Below are 16,467 nucleotides of genomic sequence, written 5' to 3'. Positions count from 1 at the left end.
ATAAAACAGATAAATAGAGGAATATTGAAAAAAACACTACTGATTTTTATGCTATTTTTATCCTATTTAAGTGCCACTAATATTGATATTGATAAATCTTCAAATATAGATATTTTAAGCTCTTCAGAGATATTTATTGACTATTCAAAAAAATTAACAATTGATAAAATAATAGAAAATAAAGTTAGTTTTTCAAAAATAGACTCTTCAACTAAAAAATTTGGTTATTCACCAGATTTTAAAGTATGGATTAAATTTACACTTCACAATATAGAAAACGAAGCTATTTTAAAAATAATAGAGTTTGATAATCCTTTAGTAACAAATATTAACTTTTATGAAAACAATAATTTAAAAGAGAGCGAAGGATTACTAAATAAAAGTATAGAAAGAAAATCTGTAAACCCAGTTTTTCATATAAAATTAGAAAAAGATGAGACAAAAACTTACTATATTGAAGCTTCATCAAAAAAAACCTCTTTATCTTTAAAATTAAATCTTTATTCTTATGAAGCTTTTTACAAACAAGAGATAATTCAACAAATAATTCTAAGTCTATTTTTTGGTGGAATGATAGTATTAGCACTATATAATTTATCAATATATTTTATGATAAAAGATATTAGTTATTTTTATTATGTTGGATATATTATCACTTTAGTATTCCATCATTTGCTTTATGTTGGATTTGCAAATTTATATATATTTGACTCAGCTTTTATGGAATATGTTGTTAACTATGCAGCAATTTTTATAGCACTTCCAGTTTTATTTTTAGCACTTTTTTCAAAATCATTTCTTCAAATAAATCAATATCCAAAAATTAATTTCATATTAAATATATTAATTGCTCTATTAGTTTCATCTGTTATATTGTTTATATTTACAAACTACCTTGAACCATATAGAAATGTTATATCTATATTGGTTATGTTATATCTATTTTTTATAACTTTTTATGCTTTTTTAAATAAAAATGAACAAGCAAAATTAATATTATTTGGTTGGACAGCAATACTTTTTGCTGGTTCTTTAATGTATTTATCAAGCTCTGGAATAATAGAAGATGATTTATCATCTTATTATATTATTGAAATAGCTTTTATATTAGAAGCTTTAGTATTCTCTATTGCTTTAGCAAATAGAATAAAAAGATTACAAGATGAAAAAGAAAAAATGCAGCTAAGTTTGATTACTGAACAAAAAGAGAATGAAGCTAGATTAAATAAAATAGTTAGTAATAAAACAAATAACTTAATAATAGCACTTGAAGAAAAAGAGATTTTATTAAAAGAGCTAAACCATAGAGTAAAAAATAATATGCAAACTATAATATCTTTAATTAGATTGCAAAATGACGAAATTAATGATTCTAAAATAAATATACTTTTAACAACAATTCAAAATAGAATTAGTGCAATGAGTCATTTACATGAGCTTCTTTATCAAAAAGATACTATTACATTTGTTGATGCTAATGAATATTTTGAGAAGATAATATCTGAAATAAAACAAAGCTTTGAGCATGATATTGATGTTGTATATGATATAAATTGTAATTTAAGCTCTGAATCAGCTATTTACTGTGGATTAATATTAAATGAGTTACTAACAAATAGTTTTAAACATGCTTTTGATAAAAATAAAACAGGCATTGTAAACATATCTTTTTTTGGTAAAAACAAAGAATATAAGCTTGTTTATAGTGATAATGGAAAAGGATATAATCCAAATATTAAAAAAAGTTCTTTAGGGCTTACTTTAATTGAAACTCTAGCAAAAAAACAACTTAAAGCAGAAATGAATATTAGTACCAATGAAGGTGTAAAAGTAAAATTAAGATGGAAAGAGTAGCTTTTGTGACAAAAATGTGATTAAATTATTATATGATAATATTTAAAATTAAAAGATGAGAAATATGATAAAAATTTTAATTGTTGAAGATGAGACAATTGTTGCACTTGATACACAAAGTACTTTAATAAAACTGGGTTATGAAGTTACAGATATTGTAACAACTTATGAAGAAGCATTATTATCTTTTTCAAAAAATAAGCCAGATATTATATTAATGGATATTTTTCTAAAAAACAGCCTTAGTGGTATTGATATTACAAAAAAGATAAATGAAAATAGTAACACTGCTATTATATTTATGAGTGCATATTGCGATGATGAAACTCTTGATAAAGCTGCACAAATTGAACCATTTGCTTATTTGGTAAAACCATTTAATCGTAATGACTTAAAAAGTAGTATGAATATTGCTACTTATAAATTACAAAAAAGAAGTGAAAAAATAGATGAAAATGGAAAATATAAATTATCGCACGAATATTATTACTCTCTTGAACCATATTTAAAAGTTTATTTTAAAAATCAAGAAATTGATTTAACAAAAAATGAGAGACTTTTTTTAGAAATATTAATCAAAGCAAAGGGTGAAGTAGTAAGATTTTCTGAGATAGAAAACTTTATTTGGTTTGATAGACAAATATCTGATAGTACATTAAGAACTTTAATGCATAGAACAACAAGTAAATTTAATCATAAGATAATTAAATCTGTTAGTTCAATAGGATACAAAATAAATTTTAGTTAGAAATTTTATAATATTACGGTTAGCTTTTTTTAAATATTTTTAAATAAAAACATAAATCTCTTTTTAGAGCTTAATATTAAGTGTTTATAAAGAAAAATTAACTAAAATATTGGCTTTTAATCCATATAAGGAAAATATTATGAGACACTTCTTAAGTTTATTAGACTTCTCAAAAGATGAAATTTTAGAAATTCTTCAATTATCAAAACAGATTAAAGATGAGACAAAAAAAAGAGTTTTTAAAGAGTATATGCCTAAAAAAGTTTTAGGTATGATTTTTGAAAAAAGCTCTACAAGAACTAGAGTATCTTTTGAAACTGGTATATATCAACTAGGTGGTGTTGGGCTTTTTCTTTCATCAAATGATATTCAGCTTGGTCGTGGTGAACCTATGAAAGATACTGCTAGAGTAATCTCTAGAATGGTTGATATGGTGATGATTAGAACTTTTGAGCAAGAAAAACTTGAAGAGTTTGCTTCATACTCAAAAGTTCCTGTTATAAATGGACTTACAGATAAATATCACCCTATACAGTTAATGGCTGACTATCTTACAATTATGGAAGAAGGACTTGATAAAAATTTAGTTGTAGCATATATTGGAGATGGAAACAATATGGCACACTCATGGCTAAATTTAGCAGCAAAACTTGGATTTGAGCTTAGAATTGCTACTCCAAAAGATTATCAAGTAGATAGCAAAGTTTTACAAACTGCTTTAGAAGAAGCTAAAAAAAGTGGTGCAAAAATTACAACTTCTTTTGACCCTAAAGAGGCTATAAAAGACTCAACTGTTGTTACAACTGATACTTGGATATCTATGGGACAAGAGTCAGAAAAAGAGAAAAGAGTAAAAGATTTTTCTGGATATATGGTTGATGAAGATATGATGAAATTAGCAAAAGAAAATGCAATATTTTTACACTGTTTACCTGCATATAGAGATTATGAAGTTAGTGAAGCTGTATTAGAAGGAAGCCAAAGTAGAATTTTTGAAGAGGCTGAAAATAGACTTCATGCACAAAAAGGTATTATGGTTTGGCTTGATAAAAAAAGAGACGAGAAATAGATGATAGATTATGAAAAATTTGTAAAATACTCAAAACCAGGTCCTAGATATACTTCATATCCAACAGCACCTGAGTTTAGCGAAAATTTTAAAGAAGAAGATTTAAAAGATTTCTATAAAAAACAAGATAAAAATAGAGCTTTGTCTTTATATATTCATCTTCCTTTTTGTAGAAGTGCATGTTATTTTTGTGGTTGTAATACTATTTTTACTTCAAAAGAAGATAAAAAAACAAGATATATTGAGTATTTAAAAAAAGAGTTAAATATATTAAAAAATCACTTAGATACATCTAGAGTTGTAACACAAATGCACTTTGGTGGAGGAACTCCTACATATTTTTCACCGCAACAACTAGAAGATGTTATAAAATCTATAAAATCTATTTTTCCAAATTTTAGCAGTGATGCTGAAATATCTTGCGAAGTTGATCCTAGATACTTTACAAAAGAGCATATGGATGTATTAAAAGATGGTGGTTTTAATCGTCTTAGTTTTGGAGTTCAAGATTTAGATGAAACTGTTCAAAAAACGATTCACAGAATTCAACCTTTTGAACTGACTTTAAATGTAATAAATATAGCAAGAGATGCTGGTATTAAATCTATAAATACAGATTTAATCTATGGTTTGCCTCACCAAACAAAAGAGAGTTTCAAAAAAACTTTAGAGAAAATGCTAACACTAAATGTAGATAGATTTGCAGTATTTAACTATGCACATGTTCCTTGGCTTATGAAAACTATGAGAAAATTTGATGAAACAACCTTTCCAACTCCAAACATAAAACTTGAGATGCTAAAAGATACAATAGACTTTTTTACATCAAATGGATATAAAATGGTTGGAATGGATCACTTTGCAAAACCAGAAGATGAACTTTTTAAAGCGATAAAAAAAGGTGAATTACATAGAAATTTCCAAGGTTATACAACAAAAGGTGGAGCAGATTTAATAGGAATTGGTGTTACGTCTATAGGAAATGGTGTTGATTATTATGCACAAAATTTTAAAGATTTAAATGAATGGGAAGAAGCTATTGATAATGGAAATCTACCAGTATTTAAAGGTTATAGACTAAGTGATGACGATATTCTTAGACAATATGTAATTATGGAACTTATGAGTAATTTCTCTTTAAATATAAAAAAAGTTGAAGAGGAGTTTAAAATAGATTTTAAAGATTATTTTAGCGATGCACTAGAATCTTTAAAAGAGTTTGAAGATGCAGAACTTCTTAAAATATATGCTGATAGAATTGAAGTTTCTCAAACAGGAACTATGTTAATTAGAAATATATGTATGCCTTTTGATGCTTATTTAAATAAAATTCCAGAAGATAAAAGAAGATTTTCTAAAACAATTTAAATTATTTTAATAAATTAATGGGCTTTTTTGTCCATTTTTTTAAGCAAACTTTTAATAAAAATTAAGTTTAATCTTACTACACAATTTCAATGGTGCTTATAGCACCATAACATATAGGGGAAAATATGGGGAAAGCGTCTTTTAGTGTAGGAAAATTAACACAACACTCACAATCGCACATAAATAGAGAAAATGGTTTAAACTATGCTGTAGTTGAAAATTCAAGAGCTAATAGTTTTAATAAATATTATGAATATGATGAATTTTTACAAAAAGCTCAAGATAGATACAAAGAAAAAGTAAAACAAAATATGCAAAATAGTGCTATTGTCAATATATTTCAAGAGGCTATTATTGCAATAGATGGACATCATACATCAGAAGATATTTTAGATCTATTTTTTGAATTAAAACAAAAATATGGTGGACATGAGTTAATATCTCTTACAATTCATAAAGATGAAGGCTATTTTACAAAAAATAATCAAAATTTTTATCCACACAAAAACATATTAAAAAAAGAAGATAACAACTGGTATATAACTCAAGATGGTTTAAATGGTAAAAAACCAGAAGATTTCTCACAAAAAGTAGATATTTCCGAATTTTCTACAGTTTTAACTCCTCATGCACATGCTATTTTTTCAATGTTTGACTTCTCTCTTGGAAGAAATGCAAGAATGCAAAAAAAAGATATGATGGAGAGATTAAGGTTTGTAGCAACTTTATTAAAAATGGATTACTCTTTGCAAAAAATTAATAAAATTTCAAATAATGATACAAATCTTGATTTAAAAGATAGTGAAGAAATAGATTTAAATAGTCAAATGACAATTAAAAACTCTTATTTAATAGAGATAAATACTCAATTAAGAGCAAAAGAACTAGAATTAGAAGAGGTAATTTCAAAGTTAAGAGTAAAACAATCTATGTTAAATGATATTTTAATCAAAATCTCTCAAAAAGAGACTATTTTAGATGAATTAAATACTGAAATGTTTATGAAAGAGGAAGATTTGGAGAATCTTTCAAATATTATATCTATGAAAAATACAACTATAAATAATCTAAATCTAACAATAAAACAAAAAGAGTTTAAAATAGATGAACTAGATAGTAAAATCTATGGAATAAGTCAAACAATGGCTATCTAAAATTAAAATATATTTTTTTATTGAAACTTGAAATTAGCAATTATCAGATTGCTATAAATCTTCTCTTTTACTTATACTTTTACTATCTTATTTTAAGGAGAGAAAAATGGATAGAAAAGTATCAAATATTTTACCTCCAATAATAGCTGGGTTAATTTCAGTTATTGTTAATTATGGTGGAACTTTTATTTTAATATTTCAAGCAGCACAAATTGCAGGATTAAATCCTGAACAAACTGCTTCTTGGGTTTGGTCTATCTCTATTGGTGTTGGAATTACTGGAATAATATTAAGTTGGTACACAAAAGAACCAATAATAACTGCTTGGAGTACTCCAGCAGCTGCATTTTTAGTAACTGCTATTGCAACTGTTTCTTACTCTGAAGTTATAGCAGCATATATATTATCTGCTTTTGCTTTTTTTATTTTAGGTTTGTCTGGATATTTTGGAAAATTAATTTGTCTCATTCCATCTGGAATTGCATCGGGTTTATTAGCTGGAATATTGCTACAATTTGGAATTTCTGCTTTTACAAATATGACAATTAGCCCTATTTTGGCAATTTCACTATTTTTTATTTATCTTATTACAAAAAGATTTTCTGCTAGATATGCTATTGTTACTGTTTTAATATTTGGATTTATAATATTAACTATACAATCCCAAATTAACTTTTCTAATCTTGAATTAAAACTAGCATATCCTATCTTTACAGAACCTACTTTTTCACTCAATTCAACACTAAGTATTGCCTTACCACTATTTTTAATAACATTAACTGGACAATATATGCCTGGACTTTTAATACTTAAAAATGATGGTTTCAAAACAGAAGCAAAACCTATTTTAGCAGTTACTGGATTTGGTTCTATTTTAATGGCTCCTTTTGGTTCTCATGCTTTTTGTTTATCTTCAATAACATCTGCAATTTGTACAGGAAAAGAGTCTCATGAAAATCCTAAAAAAAGATACATAGCTGGTATTGCAGCAGGAATATTTTATATCTTAGTTGGTATTTTTGGAGTTACTCTTGCAAGTTTATTTGCTGCTTTTCCAGCAACATTTATTAGCTCTTTAGCTGGACTTGCTCTATTAAGTACAATAGCAACAAGTCTTACAAATGCAATGAGTGATTTAAATAGTAGAGAAGCCTCAGTTATAACATTTTTAGCAACAGCAGCAAATATAAATTTATTTGGAATTGGCGGTGCATTTTGGGGATTAGTTTTAGGTTTAATTTCATACTTTGTATTAAATTGGAGATTATCAAATAAGTAGAAGATATAAAAATATCCAAAAATATAAATATTTATATTTTGGATATTTACATAAACTATTTTTTATAAATTTCCATAACTTTTATAGTCTCATTATCTATTTGTGAATTTCTATTTTTTAATTTTTCTAAGAATTTATTTTTTCTCTCTTCATTTAAGTTTTGCCCTACTTTTATTTTACAACTTTGAGTTTCAATCTTTAACTCAATAATTGCCGTTTTATCAAGCATTTTTGTGTACATCGCTTTTTCATAAGCAATTTTTTCAAAACTATCTTCATTTTGAAACTTTTTCATCAAAGCATTTAAAATATCAGCTTTTTTATCTTTATCTTCTATAAAACTCAATTTTCCTTCAAGTAATACTGAAGCAAAAAACTGTGTTGCAGGACAAGCTGCCATTGTATCACTAAAATATGAAGGGATAAAAGAGTATGGTTTTACTACTAAAAAAGCTGCATTTGGATTTGATTTTATGGCTTCAATCTTTTTTCCTTCTTTTGCCCCATGAAAATATATTGCATTTTTATATTGTACAAAATTCAAAGCTACGACATAAGGTTTTCCCTCACTTATAAGACTTAAAGTTCCATATTCACACGCTTTTAATATTTCATCTATACTATTTTTATCATTTATATTAAATTCATCTCTTCTCATTTTTTATCCTGTATTTTATGATAGTTTATAAGAATTTCTTCAAATCTTTTAAAACCTTCTTTTATCTCTTTTTTTGAAATAATTATTGGTGGTAAAAATCTGATGATATTTTTTCCTGATTTTAAAACTAAAACACCATTTTTAAGTGCAAGATTTACTATATTACTTAAATCATTTTCATTTTTTAAAACAAGACCTTGCATAAATCCCCAACCATTTTTTTGTAAAAAGATATTTGGATATTTATCTGTAAAATATTGTAAACAACTGTTAAAATATTTTATATTTTCACTAAGTTTTCCACTATTTGAATATTTCTCTAAAATCTTTAGAACAGCCTTACAAACTGTTGTTGAAAGATGATTTCCACCAAAAGTTGAACCGTGATCACCAAAAGTAAAAATATCTTTCAAACTTGTTATCATAACACCTATTGGAATACCACTTGCTAAACCTTTTGCTAAAGTTACAATATCAGGTTTTATTCCAAAATATTGAGAAATCAAAAAATTCCCACTTCTATAAACTCCTGTTTGAACTTCATCTATTATCAAAAGTAACTTCTTCTCTTTTAAAATTCTTTCAAGTCTTTGTACTTGAAAAATATCTTGCATAAAAATACCACCCTCACCTTGAATCAACTCTAACATAACACCAACAGTTGTATCATCAATCATCGAAATAGCTTCATTTATATCATTTGCATAAACAAATCCATCAGGATATGGAGCAAAATATTTATGTTTATCTTCTTGTGCTGTTGCTTTTAAAGTTGCTATTGTTCTTCCATGAAAAGAGTTTTTAATAGTAATAATCTTATATTTAGGTGTTTTAAATGTCACATTTCCATATTTTCTAGCAAGTTTTATAGCAGTTTCATTTGCTTCTGCTCCACTATTACAAAAAAAACACTGCATATCATAAGTGCTTAATTCAACTATTTTTTTTGCACACTCTTCTTGCGGTTTTATTCGATATATATTTGAACTGTGTAAAATTTTTTTTGCTTGTTTTTCTATTGTTTTTGCTACTTTTTTATTTGCATAACCTAAACTATTTACTCCAACTCCTGAAGCAAAATCTATATAATCTTTTTTATTTTCATCAAATAATAGAGATTTTTTACCTTTTATAAATGCAATATCTAATCGATTATATAAAGGTAATATATATTTATTCATAACTTTCCTTTTTTATGTATGATAAAAGCTAAATTGATTATCTTCATCTCCTAGCTCATATCTTTTTGTTAAAGAGTTTTTAAATTGATGCCCCAAATCTTCACAAGCTAATGCTTCTTTTGTAAGGTTTATATCAATTTTTGGCTCAACAATAATTTGATTTAATTTTTCAATAGTTAAATTAGAGTTTGTCCTTTGCTCTAAAACAACATCATCATTTTGTGAAATTTGTCCCTCTTTTAAAACTTTTGCGTAAAATCCAGTCAAACCTGTTTCAAAAATAAATTTCGTCATACTGTTTTTTAAACTATTTGCACTAAGTTTCCAACAAGGTTGCCTTGGTTGTGTTATTTGTACTTTTGCTTGACCAATTTTTAAGATATCTCCAATACAAATATCTTTTTCACAAATCTTGTCAAGTATTAAGTTTTCTCCAAAAAACGCCATATTTGTCATATCAAAACTATTATCAAAAGAAGAGTTTATTTTTTCATAAGTTATACTTGAAAATAAAAATAACGCTTTATTAACTCCACCATGATGGACTAAATCTGCTTGGAAATCATCAACAAATCCAGTTTTTGTTAAATAAGCTTTTGAAACTGGATATTTTTTGATACCTGAAATCAACTCTTGCCTCTTTTGATTTTCAAGTTTTGTTACAGTTACATTTCCAACTTTTATATATAATACATTTGATATTTTTGTAGCCATTTTCTATACTCCAATTTTATATATTAAAAGTATAGAAAAATGAAGGAGTTTTTACAATCTGTTAATTGCTATTTTAATTTTAAAATTAAAAAAGAAAAATTTTGAATAATTAGATTAAAATTGTGATGGAATATTTTATAGATTAAATGTTTAATAAATTGAGACCAAAGTCCCAATTTAAAATAATATTATAAAAGTTCTTTTACTAAATCAGCAGATGATTTTGAAGATAGCAAAATTGGTGCTACATCAAATACTGTTTTAGCTCCAAAATCACCTTTTAAAGACATTCTATACGTAGCTCTAGCGTATGCTACAAGTACACTTGCAGTAAACTCTGGATTACTATCAAGTTTTAAAGCATATTCAATTACTTGATTTACACCTTCGCTTGATTTTCCACTTCTTATTACAAATCCGCCATGAGGCATAGTATTGTGATTTTTATCAAACTCTTCTTGGCTTATAAAATTTACTGTTGTATCATAAGGCTCAAAGTAGTTTGGCATTGTTTTTATCTCATTTTCTACTTTTTTAGCATCTGCACCATCCTTTAAAACCACAAAACACTCTCTAGAATGTTTTTCTTTTGTAGTTAAAGTAGGTCTTGCACCACTTCTTACTTTTTCAATAGCACTATTTGAAGGAATTGTATATTGAACTCCATTTTTTACACCCTCAACTCTTCTTATTGCATCTGAGTGTCCTTGACTTAATCCTTTTCCCCAAAATGTATAAGTATCTCCATCTGGAAGTAAAGCTTCTCCATATATTCTATTTATTGAAAACATTCCAGGATCCCAACCAACAGAAATCATTCCTATTTTTTTATTTTTTTGGCAAGCTTTATCAACACTTGCAAAATAAGCTGGAATTTCAGCATGATTATCATAACTATCTACTATATGAAAATGCTCCGCAAATTTTGGTCCTTGAATAGGTAAATCATCTTTTGAACCACCACATAAAATTAAAACATCAACTTTATCTTTGAAATCTAAAATATTTTCTAAAGAAAATACAGGAGTGTTTATTGTAGTTACACTTTTTGGGTCTCTTCTTGAAAAAACCGCTACTAAACTCATATCAGGATTTTTTGAAATAGAAAGCTCAACACCTCTTCCTAAATTCCCATATCCAACAATTGCAACTTTAATCTGATTATTCATGCTAAACGCTCCTTTTGAAGTAGTAAGTTTTTTTGGTATGTAAGATATAACAAAAAAATTTCGGCAATATTTTACTATTAAAAAACTTAATAAAATAGTTAGTAGTGTTGTTGTAAAATGCAAATTATCGACTTTTAGGAGTAAAAATGAATATAATAGAGTTCGAAAATATCGATGTTGGATATGATGAAAAAGTTGTTTTAAAAGATATAAATTTAAAAATAAAAAGTGGTGAACACTTTGCAATTTTAGGTGCAAATGGAAGTGGAAAATCAACTTTAATGAAGCTAATACAGTCTCAAATTCATCCAAGACAGACAAAAAATTTCAAAAAAGAGATTTTTGGGAAAAGTAGATACTCCATTTTTGAATTAAAAAAAGAGTTAGGAGTAATAACAAATGACTTACACAACTATTTTGAAAAAGAAGGTGGATATTTAAGCGGTTTTGAGCTAGTTTTAAGTGGATATTATAGTTCAATAGGAATATTTACTCATCAAGATTTTACAAAAGAGCAGATAAAAAAAGCTCTTGAAGTTATGGATTTTTTAGAAATTATTGATTTAAAAGATAAAAAAGTATCATCTATGAGTACAGGGCAACTTCGAAAATGTATAGTTGCTCGTGCTTTAATACACGATCCAAAAGCTTTTGTACTAGATGAACCAACAGTTGGGCTTGATATAAAAGCACAAATAAATTTTATAAAACTACTACAAAAAATATCACTAAAATCAACAATTATTTTAGTAACTCATCATTTAGAAGAGATATTTCCAGAGATAAAAAATGTAGCTCTTATTTATAACAATACAATTTTTAAAATTGGTAAAAAAGAAGATATTTTAAATAGTGAAAATTTAAGTACAGTTTTTGATATAAAAATTGAAGTAAAACAGAAAAACGAAAGATACTATATTGAAACCATTTTATAATAAATTTATTTTTCATTGTGCTATAATCTAAAAAAAATACAAATCAAAGGAAAAAGAAAAATGAAAGCCCTCAAAATAATATCTTATTTAATACTTTCACTAATATTTTTATATATTTTAAGTGGTTTTTTTCTTCTTCCTTATATCGCAAAAAAAGAGATTGTAAAAAATTTAGATGAAATTTTAATTACAAAAACAAAAATAGAAAAAATATATTTTAATCCTCTGACTTTAAACTTAGAGTTAAAGAATTTTTCACTTATAGATGAAAAAGAGCAAGAAGTTGTAGGTTTAAAAAATTTATTTATTGATTTTAGAGCTTTAAAATCGATAGAAAAAAAGCATTTTCATATAAAAAATATTTTACTTGAAGGTATTTATCTAAACATAATAGAAGAAGAAAAAGGAGTTTTTAACCTAGCAAGTTTACTAAAACCAACACAAACAAAAGAAGAAGAGACAAATCAAAAAGAGAAAACAAAACTTATTGATTTTTTAATTTCTAAAATTGTTTTAAAGGATACAAATATAGATTTTAAAAGTTTTACAGATAAAAAAAAGTACAACTTGCATCTAAAAGATATAAACTATACAATATATGATTTTGGAACATTTAAGAACTCTTTATCTTCAAATAACTTACAATTTAAATTAAATGAAAATACAGATGTAAAAATATCTGGCGGTCTAAAAATTGAGCCATTTATTGCTTATGGTAAAATTACTATCTCAAATTTAAAAATCAAAGAGCTTTTAGATTTTGATAAATCTCTTTTTAATTTTGAATTAAACCCTGAAGCAAATATAAATCTTGCTTTAAATTACGATATTGATACTACAAATGATTTGAATATATTTTTAAATAGTGAAATTTTTGAGATAAATAATTTAAAATTAAATCAAAATCAAAAAGAGATAGCACGATTAAACAAACTAGATTTAAAATATTTTTCATTTGATTTAAATAATCAGGAGTTAAATTTTAAAGACTTAACAATAAATGATTTATATGCAAATATGATTTTAGATAAAAGTGGAGTTAATTTTGCAAATCTTTTAAAAGAGCAAAAAGATGAAAAAGAGATAAAAAGTAGTAATCAAGAAAATAATGAAAATAATTTAAATAATAAACCATGGAAAATAAATTTAGAAAATATTAATCTAAATGCAAATTTTGATTTTCATGATATTTTAAATAATTCAAAACTAAATATTAAAGATATAAAAGCAAAAACTGCAAATATAAATATAGTAGATGATAAGATAAATATTAAAGGTGCTAATTTAGTAACTTTAGATACAAAATATATTGATAATAACAATAAATTAAATATAAGCTCGAGCAAAACAGATTTAACTCATGATGATATTTTTATAAATGGTTCAAAAGTTGAAATATTAAATTCGGCTTTAAAAAAAGATAAAATAACATTTGAAGATCAAAAATTAAAACTTAAAATAACTACAAATAATATTGGTTTAGAACTATCAAAACTATCTATTTTTGATGAAATATCTTTTGATTTATCAAATCTAAAACTAAATAATTTTATTTTAGAAGATAAAAACAGTAATATCTCTTTATCTTCAAAAAATAGTAACCTTAAAGTAAATAACTTTTTATTAGATAAACAGAATAATATCTCTATAAACAAAAGTGAACTTTATGACACAAATGTTAATTTTTTTGATTCAAATAGCTCTTTTGATATAAATACAAAAAAAACAAATTTAAAAATCTCAAACTTTAACTTAAAAAAAGATGTAATAACTATTGGTCAAATATTATTGAAAGAGCCTAAAATAGATATTATAAATATGGAAAGTAAGTTAAAAATTGAGGCTAAAGATATAAATCTTGATTTAAATAAACTAGTTAATAAAGAGAATTTATTTAAAATAGAGAAAACAAATTTAAACAACCCTCATATTTCTATAATCTTACCAAAAAGTATTCAAACAAAAGATGAAATAGAAAAAAATGATATCAAAAAAGAAGAGATTGATAAAAAAGTTGAAAATAAAAAAACAAAAAGATTAAATTTAGGTCCAATTAATATAAAGAATATGACTTTGGATTTTGAAGATAAAAATCTTCCAATTCCTTTTAAAACGACAATTTCAAAACTAACTGGAGAAGTTTCAGCAGTAAAAAATAGAGCAAATAGTACTTCTAATCTTGAGATAAATGGGGTTGTAGATAATTATGGAGTTGCTAAAATAACAGGAATTGTAAATCCAAATAATATAAAACTTCTAACAGATGTAAATATGAAGTTTAAAAATATATCTATGAAAAATTTTACACCATATACAGCAAAGTTTGTTGGTAGAGCAATTAAAGATGGTAAATTAGAACTCGATTTAAACTACAATATAAGTGAATCAAACCTAAAAGCAAAAAATAGTATTATCATTAAAAAACTAGAGTTAGGAGAGAAAATAGAGAGTAAAGATGCTGTATCTTTACCTTTAGATTTGGCAATTACACTTCTAGAGGATAGCTCAAATACTATTGACTTAAATCTTCCTGTTTCTGGAAATGTAGATGATCCAGAGTTTTCTATTGCAGCAATAGTTTGGAAAGCATTTATAAATCTTATTACAAAGGCTATAACAGCACCATTTTCACTTATTGGAAGCTTATTTAATTTTAGTGAAGATGAGATAAATAGCGTAGATTTTAATTTAAAAGAGAGCGAAATAACACCTATTCAAAAAGAGACTTTAGACAAAATAGCTCTTATTTTAAATAGTAAAAAAGAGTTTGCAATTAGTTTTTCTCCATCTTTTGATGAAAAAAATGAAAAAGAAAAAATTGCAAATCAAAGAGCATTAAATATTCAAAAATATTTAATTGAAGAGAAATCAATAGATAAAAAACAGGTTATCTTAGAAAAGGAAATTAAAAAAACATCATCAAATATTGATTTAAATTTAAAAGAGATAAAAAAATAATCTAAAAGCGAAAATTAAGTCAATATTGTTTATATTTCTAGTTATTAAAATTTTATTAAAGGAAAAAATTGGATCCTGATATACAATCCTATGTTATGCTTTTTGTTGCACTAATTTTAGTGCTTTTAAATGGTTTTTTCGTTCTTTCTGAATTTGCAATTGTTAAAGTAAGAAAAACAAAATTAGAAGAGTTTGTAAAACAGGGTAAAAGCGGTGCTTCTTTGGCACTAAAAATGTCTAATTCTCTTGATACTTATTTAAGTGCAACTCAACTTGGAATTACTTTTTCTTCTCTTGCTCTTGGTTGGATTGGTGAACCTGCTCTTGCTAAACTTATAGAGACTAATTTTAGTTATTTAGCAAATAATCCTGTTTTATTGCATACTATTAGTTTTATCATAGCGTTTTCTATAGTAACATTTCTTCATGTTGTTTTTGGTGAAATTGTTCCAAAATCTATTGCTATCGCAAAAGCTGAAGTGATGGTTTTATATATTGCTCGTCCTTTATATCTATTTTGGTTAGTTTTTTATCCACTTATCAGATTTTTTGATATTGTAGCTGCTGCTATTCTTAGAGCTCTTGGAGTTAAACCAGCAACAGAACATGAATTAGCTCACTCAGAAGAAGAGCTTAGAATTATTGTAAATGAGAGTTTTAAAGGTGGTCATATTGATTCAGTTGAAAGTGAAATTATAAAAAATGCAGTAGATTTTTCAGAAACTGTTGCAAAAGAGATTATGACACCAAGAAAAGATATGATTTGTTTAAATTCTGAAAAAAGCTTTGAGGAAAATATCAAAAGAGTAACTTCAACAAAACATACTAGATATCCATATTGCCACGGAGGAAAAGATAATATTGTAGGAATGGTTCACACTAGAGATTTATTAAATAACGCTCTTGAAAATAAAGATATAGATATTGCAAAATATGTAAGACCAATTATTATGGTGCCTGAAAATACATCAATCTCTACTATTTTAACAAGAATGAATAAAAGTAGAATTCATTTAGCATTAGTTGTTGATGAGTATGGTGGAACTTCTGGTCTTATTACTTTAGATGATATTATTGAAGAGATTATTGGTGAAACGACAGATGAGCATGATCCAAAAAATGAAACTATTAAAAAAATAGATGAAAATAAATATGAACTAGATGGTATGGTAAATATTGAAAAAGTTGAAGAGATTTTAGATATAACATTTGAAGAGACTGAAATATCTGTTACTATTGGCGGAAGAATATTTAATTTAATAGGTAGATTACCAGTAGCTGGAGAAACTATTGAAGATAAGTATTGTACTTATAAAATTTTAGAAGTAGGAAGTAATCGTATAAAAAGAATTTTATGCGAAAAAATAGTAGAAGAATAAT

The 16,467-nt window shown here is 25.4% G+C and carries 13 protein-coding genes; 9 read left to right on the top strand and 4 right to left on the bottom strand.

The window, feature by feature from the left end; genetic code table 11:
- The first annotated feature begins 24 nt into the window (after nt 1–24).
- From AC5LG6_RS01815 to AC5LG6_RS01790, 6 genes are all read left to right on the top strand, one after another.
- The gene (locus AC5LG6_RS01815; RefSeq protein ID WP_498585540.1) at nt 25–1,854 is read left to right on the top strand and encodes a 7TM diverse intracellular signaling domain-containing protein; all 1,830 of its coding nucleotides are present in this window, start codon (nt 25–27) and stop codon (nt 1,852–1,854) included.
- A 64-nt stretch (nt 1,855–1,918) separates the two neighbouring features.
- A complete protein-coding gene (locus tag AC5LG6_RS01810; RefSeq protein WP_498585539.1) occupies nt 1,919–2,602 on the top strand; it encodes a response regulator in 684 nt (227 codons plus the stop codon).
- Between the two features lie 139 nt (nt 2,603–2,741).
- Entirely contained in the window at nt 2,742–3,671 is a 930-nt protein-coding gene (gene argF / locus AC5LG6_RS01805) for an ornithine carbamoyltransferase (RefSeq protein WP_066152132.1), read from the top strand.
- Complete coding sequence (gene hemN / locus AC5LG6_RS01800; RefSeq protein ID WP_498585538.1) at nt 3,672–5,039, top strand: oxygen-independent coproporphyrinogen III oxidase; 1,368 nt, start codon at nt 3,672–3,674, stop codon at nt 5,037–5,039.
- Nucleotides 5,040–5,164: 125 nt separating this feature from the next.
- Nucleotides 5,165–6,193 (top strand): hypothetical protein, encoded by a 1,029-nt coding sequence (locus tag AC5LG6_RS01795; protein ID WP_081560202.1) that lies wholly within the window; start codon nt 5,165–5,167, stop codon nt 6,191–6,193.
- A 106-nt stretch (nt 6,194–6,299) separates the two neighbouring features.
- Nucleotides 6,300–7,472, top strand: coding sequence for a benzoate/H(+) symporter BenE family transporter (locus AC5LG6_RS01790; protein ID WP_498585537.1), 1,173 nt, complete (start codon nt 6,300–6,302; stop codon nt 7,470–7,472).
- A gap of 55 nt (nt 7,473–7,527) precedes the next feature.
- Here the strand turns inward: AC5LG6_RS01790 and AC5LG6_RS01785 are convergent, their stop codons facing one another.
- The 4 genes from AC5LG6_RS01785 to AC5LG6_RS01770 form a co-directional block, all read right to left on the bottom strand.
- Entirely contained in the window at nt 7,528–8,130 is a 603-nt protein-coding gene (locus AC5LG6_RS01785; RefSeq protein ID WP_260893408.1) for a pyridoxamine 5'-phosphate oxidase family protein, read from the bottom strand.
- Nucleotides 8,127–9,311, bottom strand: a complete 1,185-nt coding sequence (locus tag AC5LG6_RS01780; RefSeq protein WP_498585536.1) for an aspartate aminotransferase family protein — start codon at nt 9,309–9,311, stop codon at nt 8,127–8,129. The genes AC5LG6_RS01785 and AC5LG6_RS01780 overlap by 4 nt, the downstream gene beginning before the upstream one ends.
- Before the next feature lie 12 nt (nt 9,312–9,323).
- Nucleotides 9,324–10,025 (bottom strand): MOSC domain-containing protein, encoded by a 702-nt coding sequence (locus tag AC5LG6_RS01775; RefSeq protein ID WP_498585535.1) that lies wholly within the window; start codon nt 10,023–10,025, stop codon nt 9,324–9,326.
- 188 nt (nt 10,026–10,213) lie between these two features.
- On the bottom strand, nt 10,214–11,194 hold the full coding sequence (locus AC5LG6_RS01770; RefSeq protein ID WP_066359858.1) for a diaminopimelate dehydrogenase: 981 nt from the start codon (nt 11,192–11,194) through the stop codon (nt 10,214–10,216).
- A gap of 146 nt (nt 11,195–11,340) precedes the next feature.
- On the opposite strand from AC5LG6_RS01770, the gene AC5LG6_RS01765 reads away from it, so the two are divergent.
- From AC5LG6_RS01765 to AC5LG6_RS01755, 3 genes are all read left to right on the top strand, one after another.
- Nucleotides 11,341–12,129, top strand: coding sequence for an ABC transporter ATP-binding protein (locus tag AC5LG6_RS01765; RefSeq protein ID WP_498585534.1), 789 nt, complete (start codon nt 11,341–11,343; stop codon nt 12,127–12,129).
- Nucleotides 12,130–12,189: 60 nt separating this feature from the next.
- Nucleotides 12,190–15,087, top strand: coding sequence for a DUF748 domain-containing protein (locus AC5LG6_RS01760; protein ID WP_498585533.1), 2,898 nt, complete (start codon nt 12,190–12,192; stop codon nt 15,085–15,087).
- A gap of 68 nt (nt 15,088–15,155) precedes the next feature.
- Nucleotides 15,156–16,466 carry a hemolysin family protein gene (locus AC5LG6_RS01755; protein WP_456264039.1) on the top strand — a complete coding sequence of 437 codons (1,311 nt, stop codon included), beginning with the start codon at nt 15,156–15,158 and terminating at the stop codon, nt 16,464–16,466.
- Nucleotide 16,467: the final 1 nt, after the last annotated feature.

Source organism: Arcobacter thermotolerans (genome assembly GCF_983172305.1).
The sequence above is the reverse complement of the archived record's forward strand: the minus strand, read 5'-3'. Positions and strand labels throughout refer to the sequence as shown.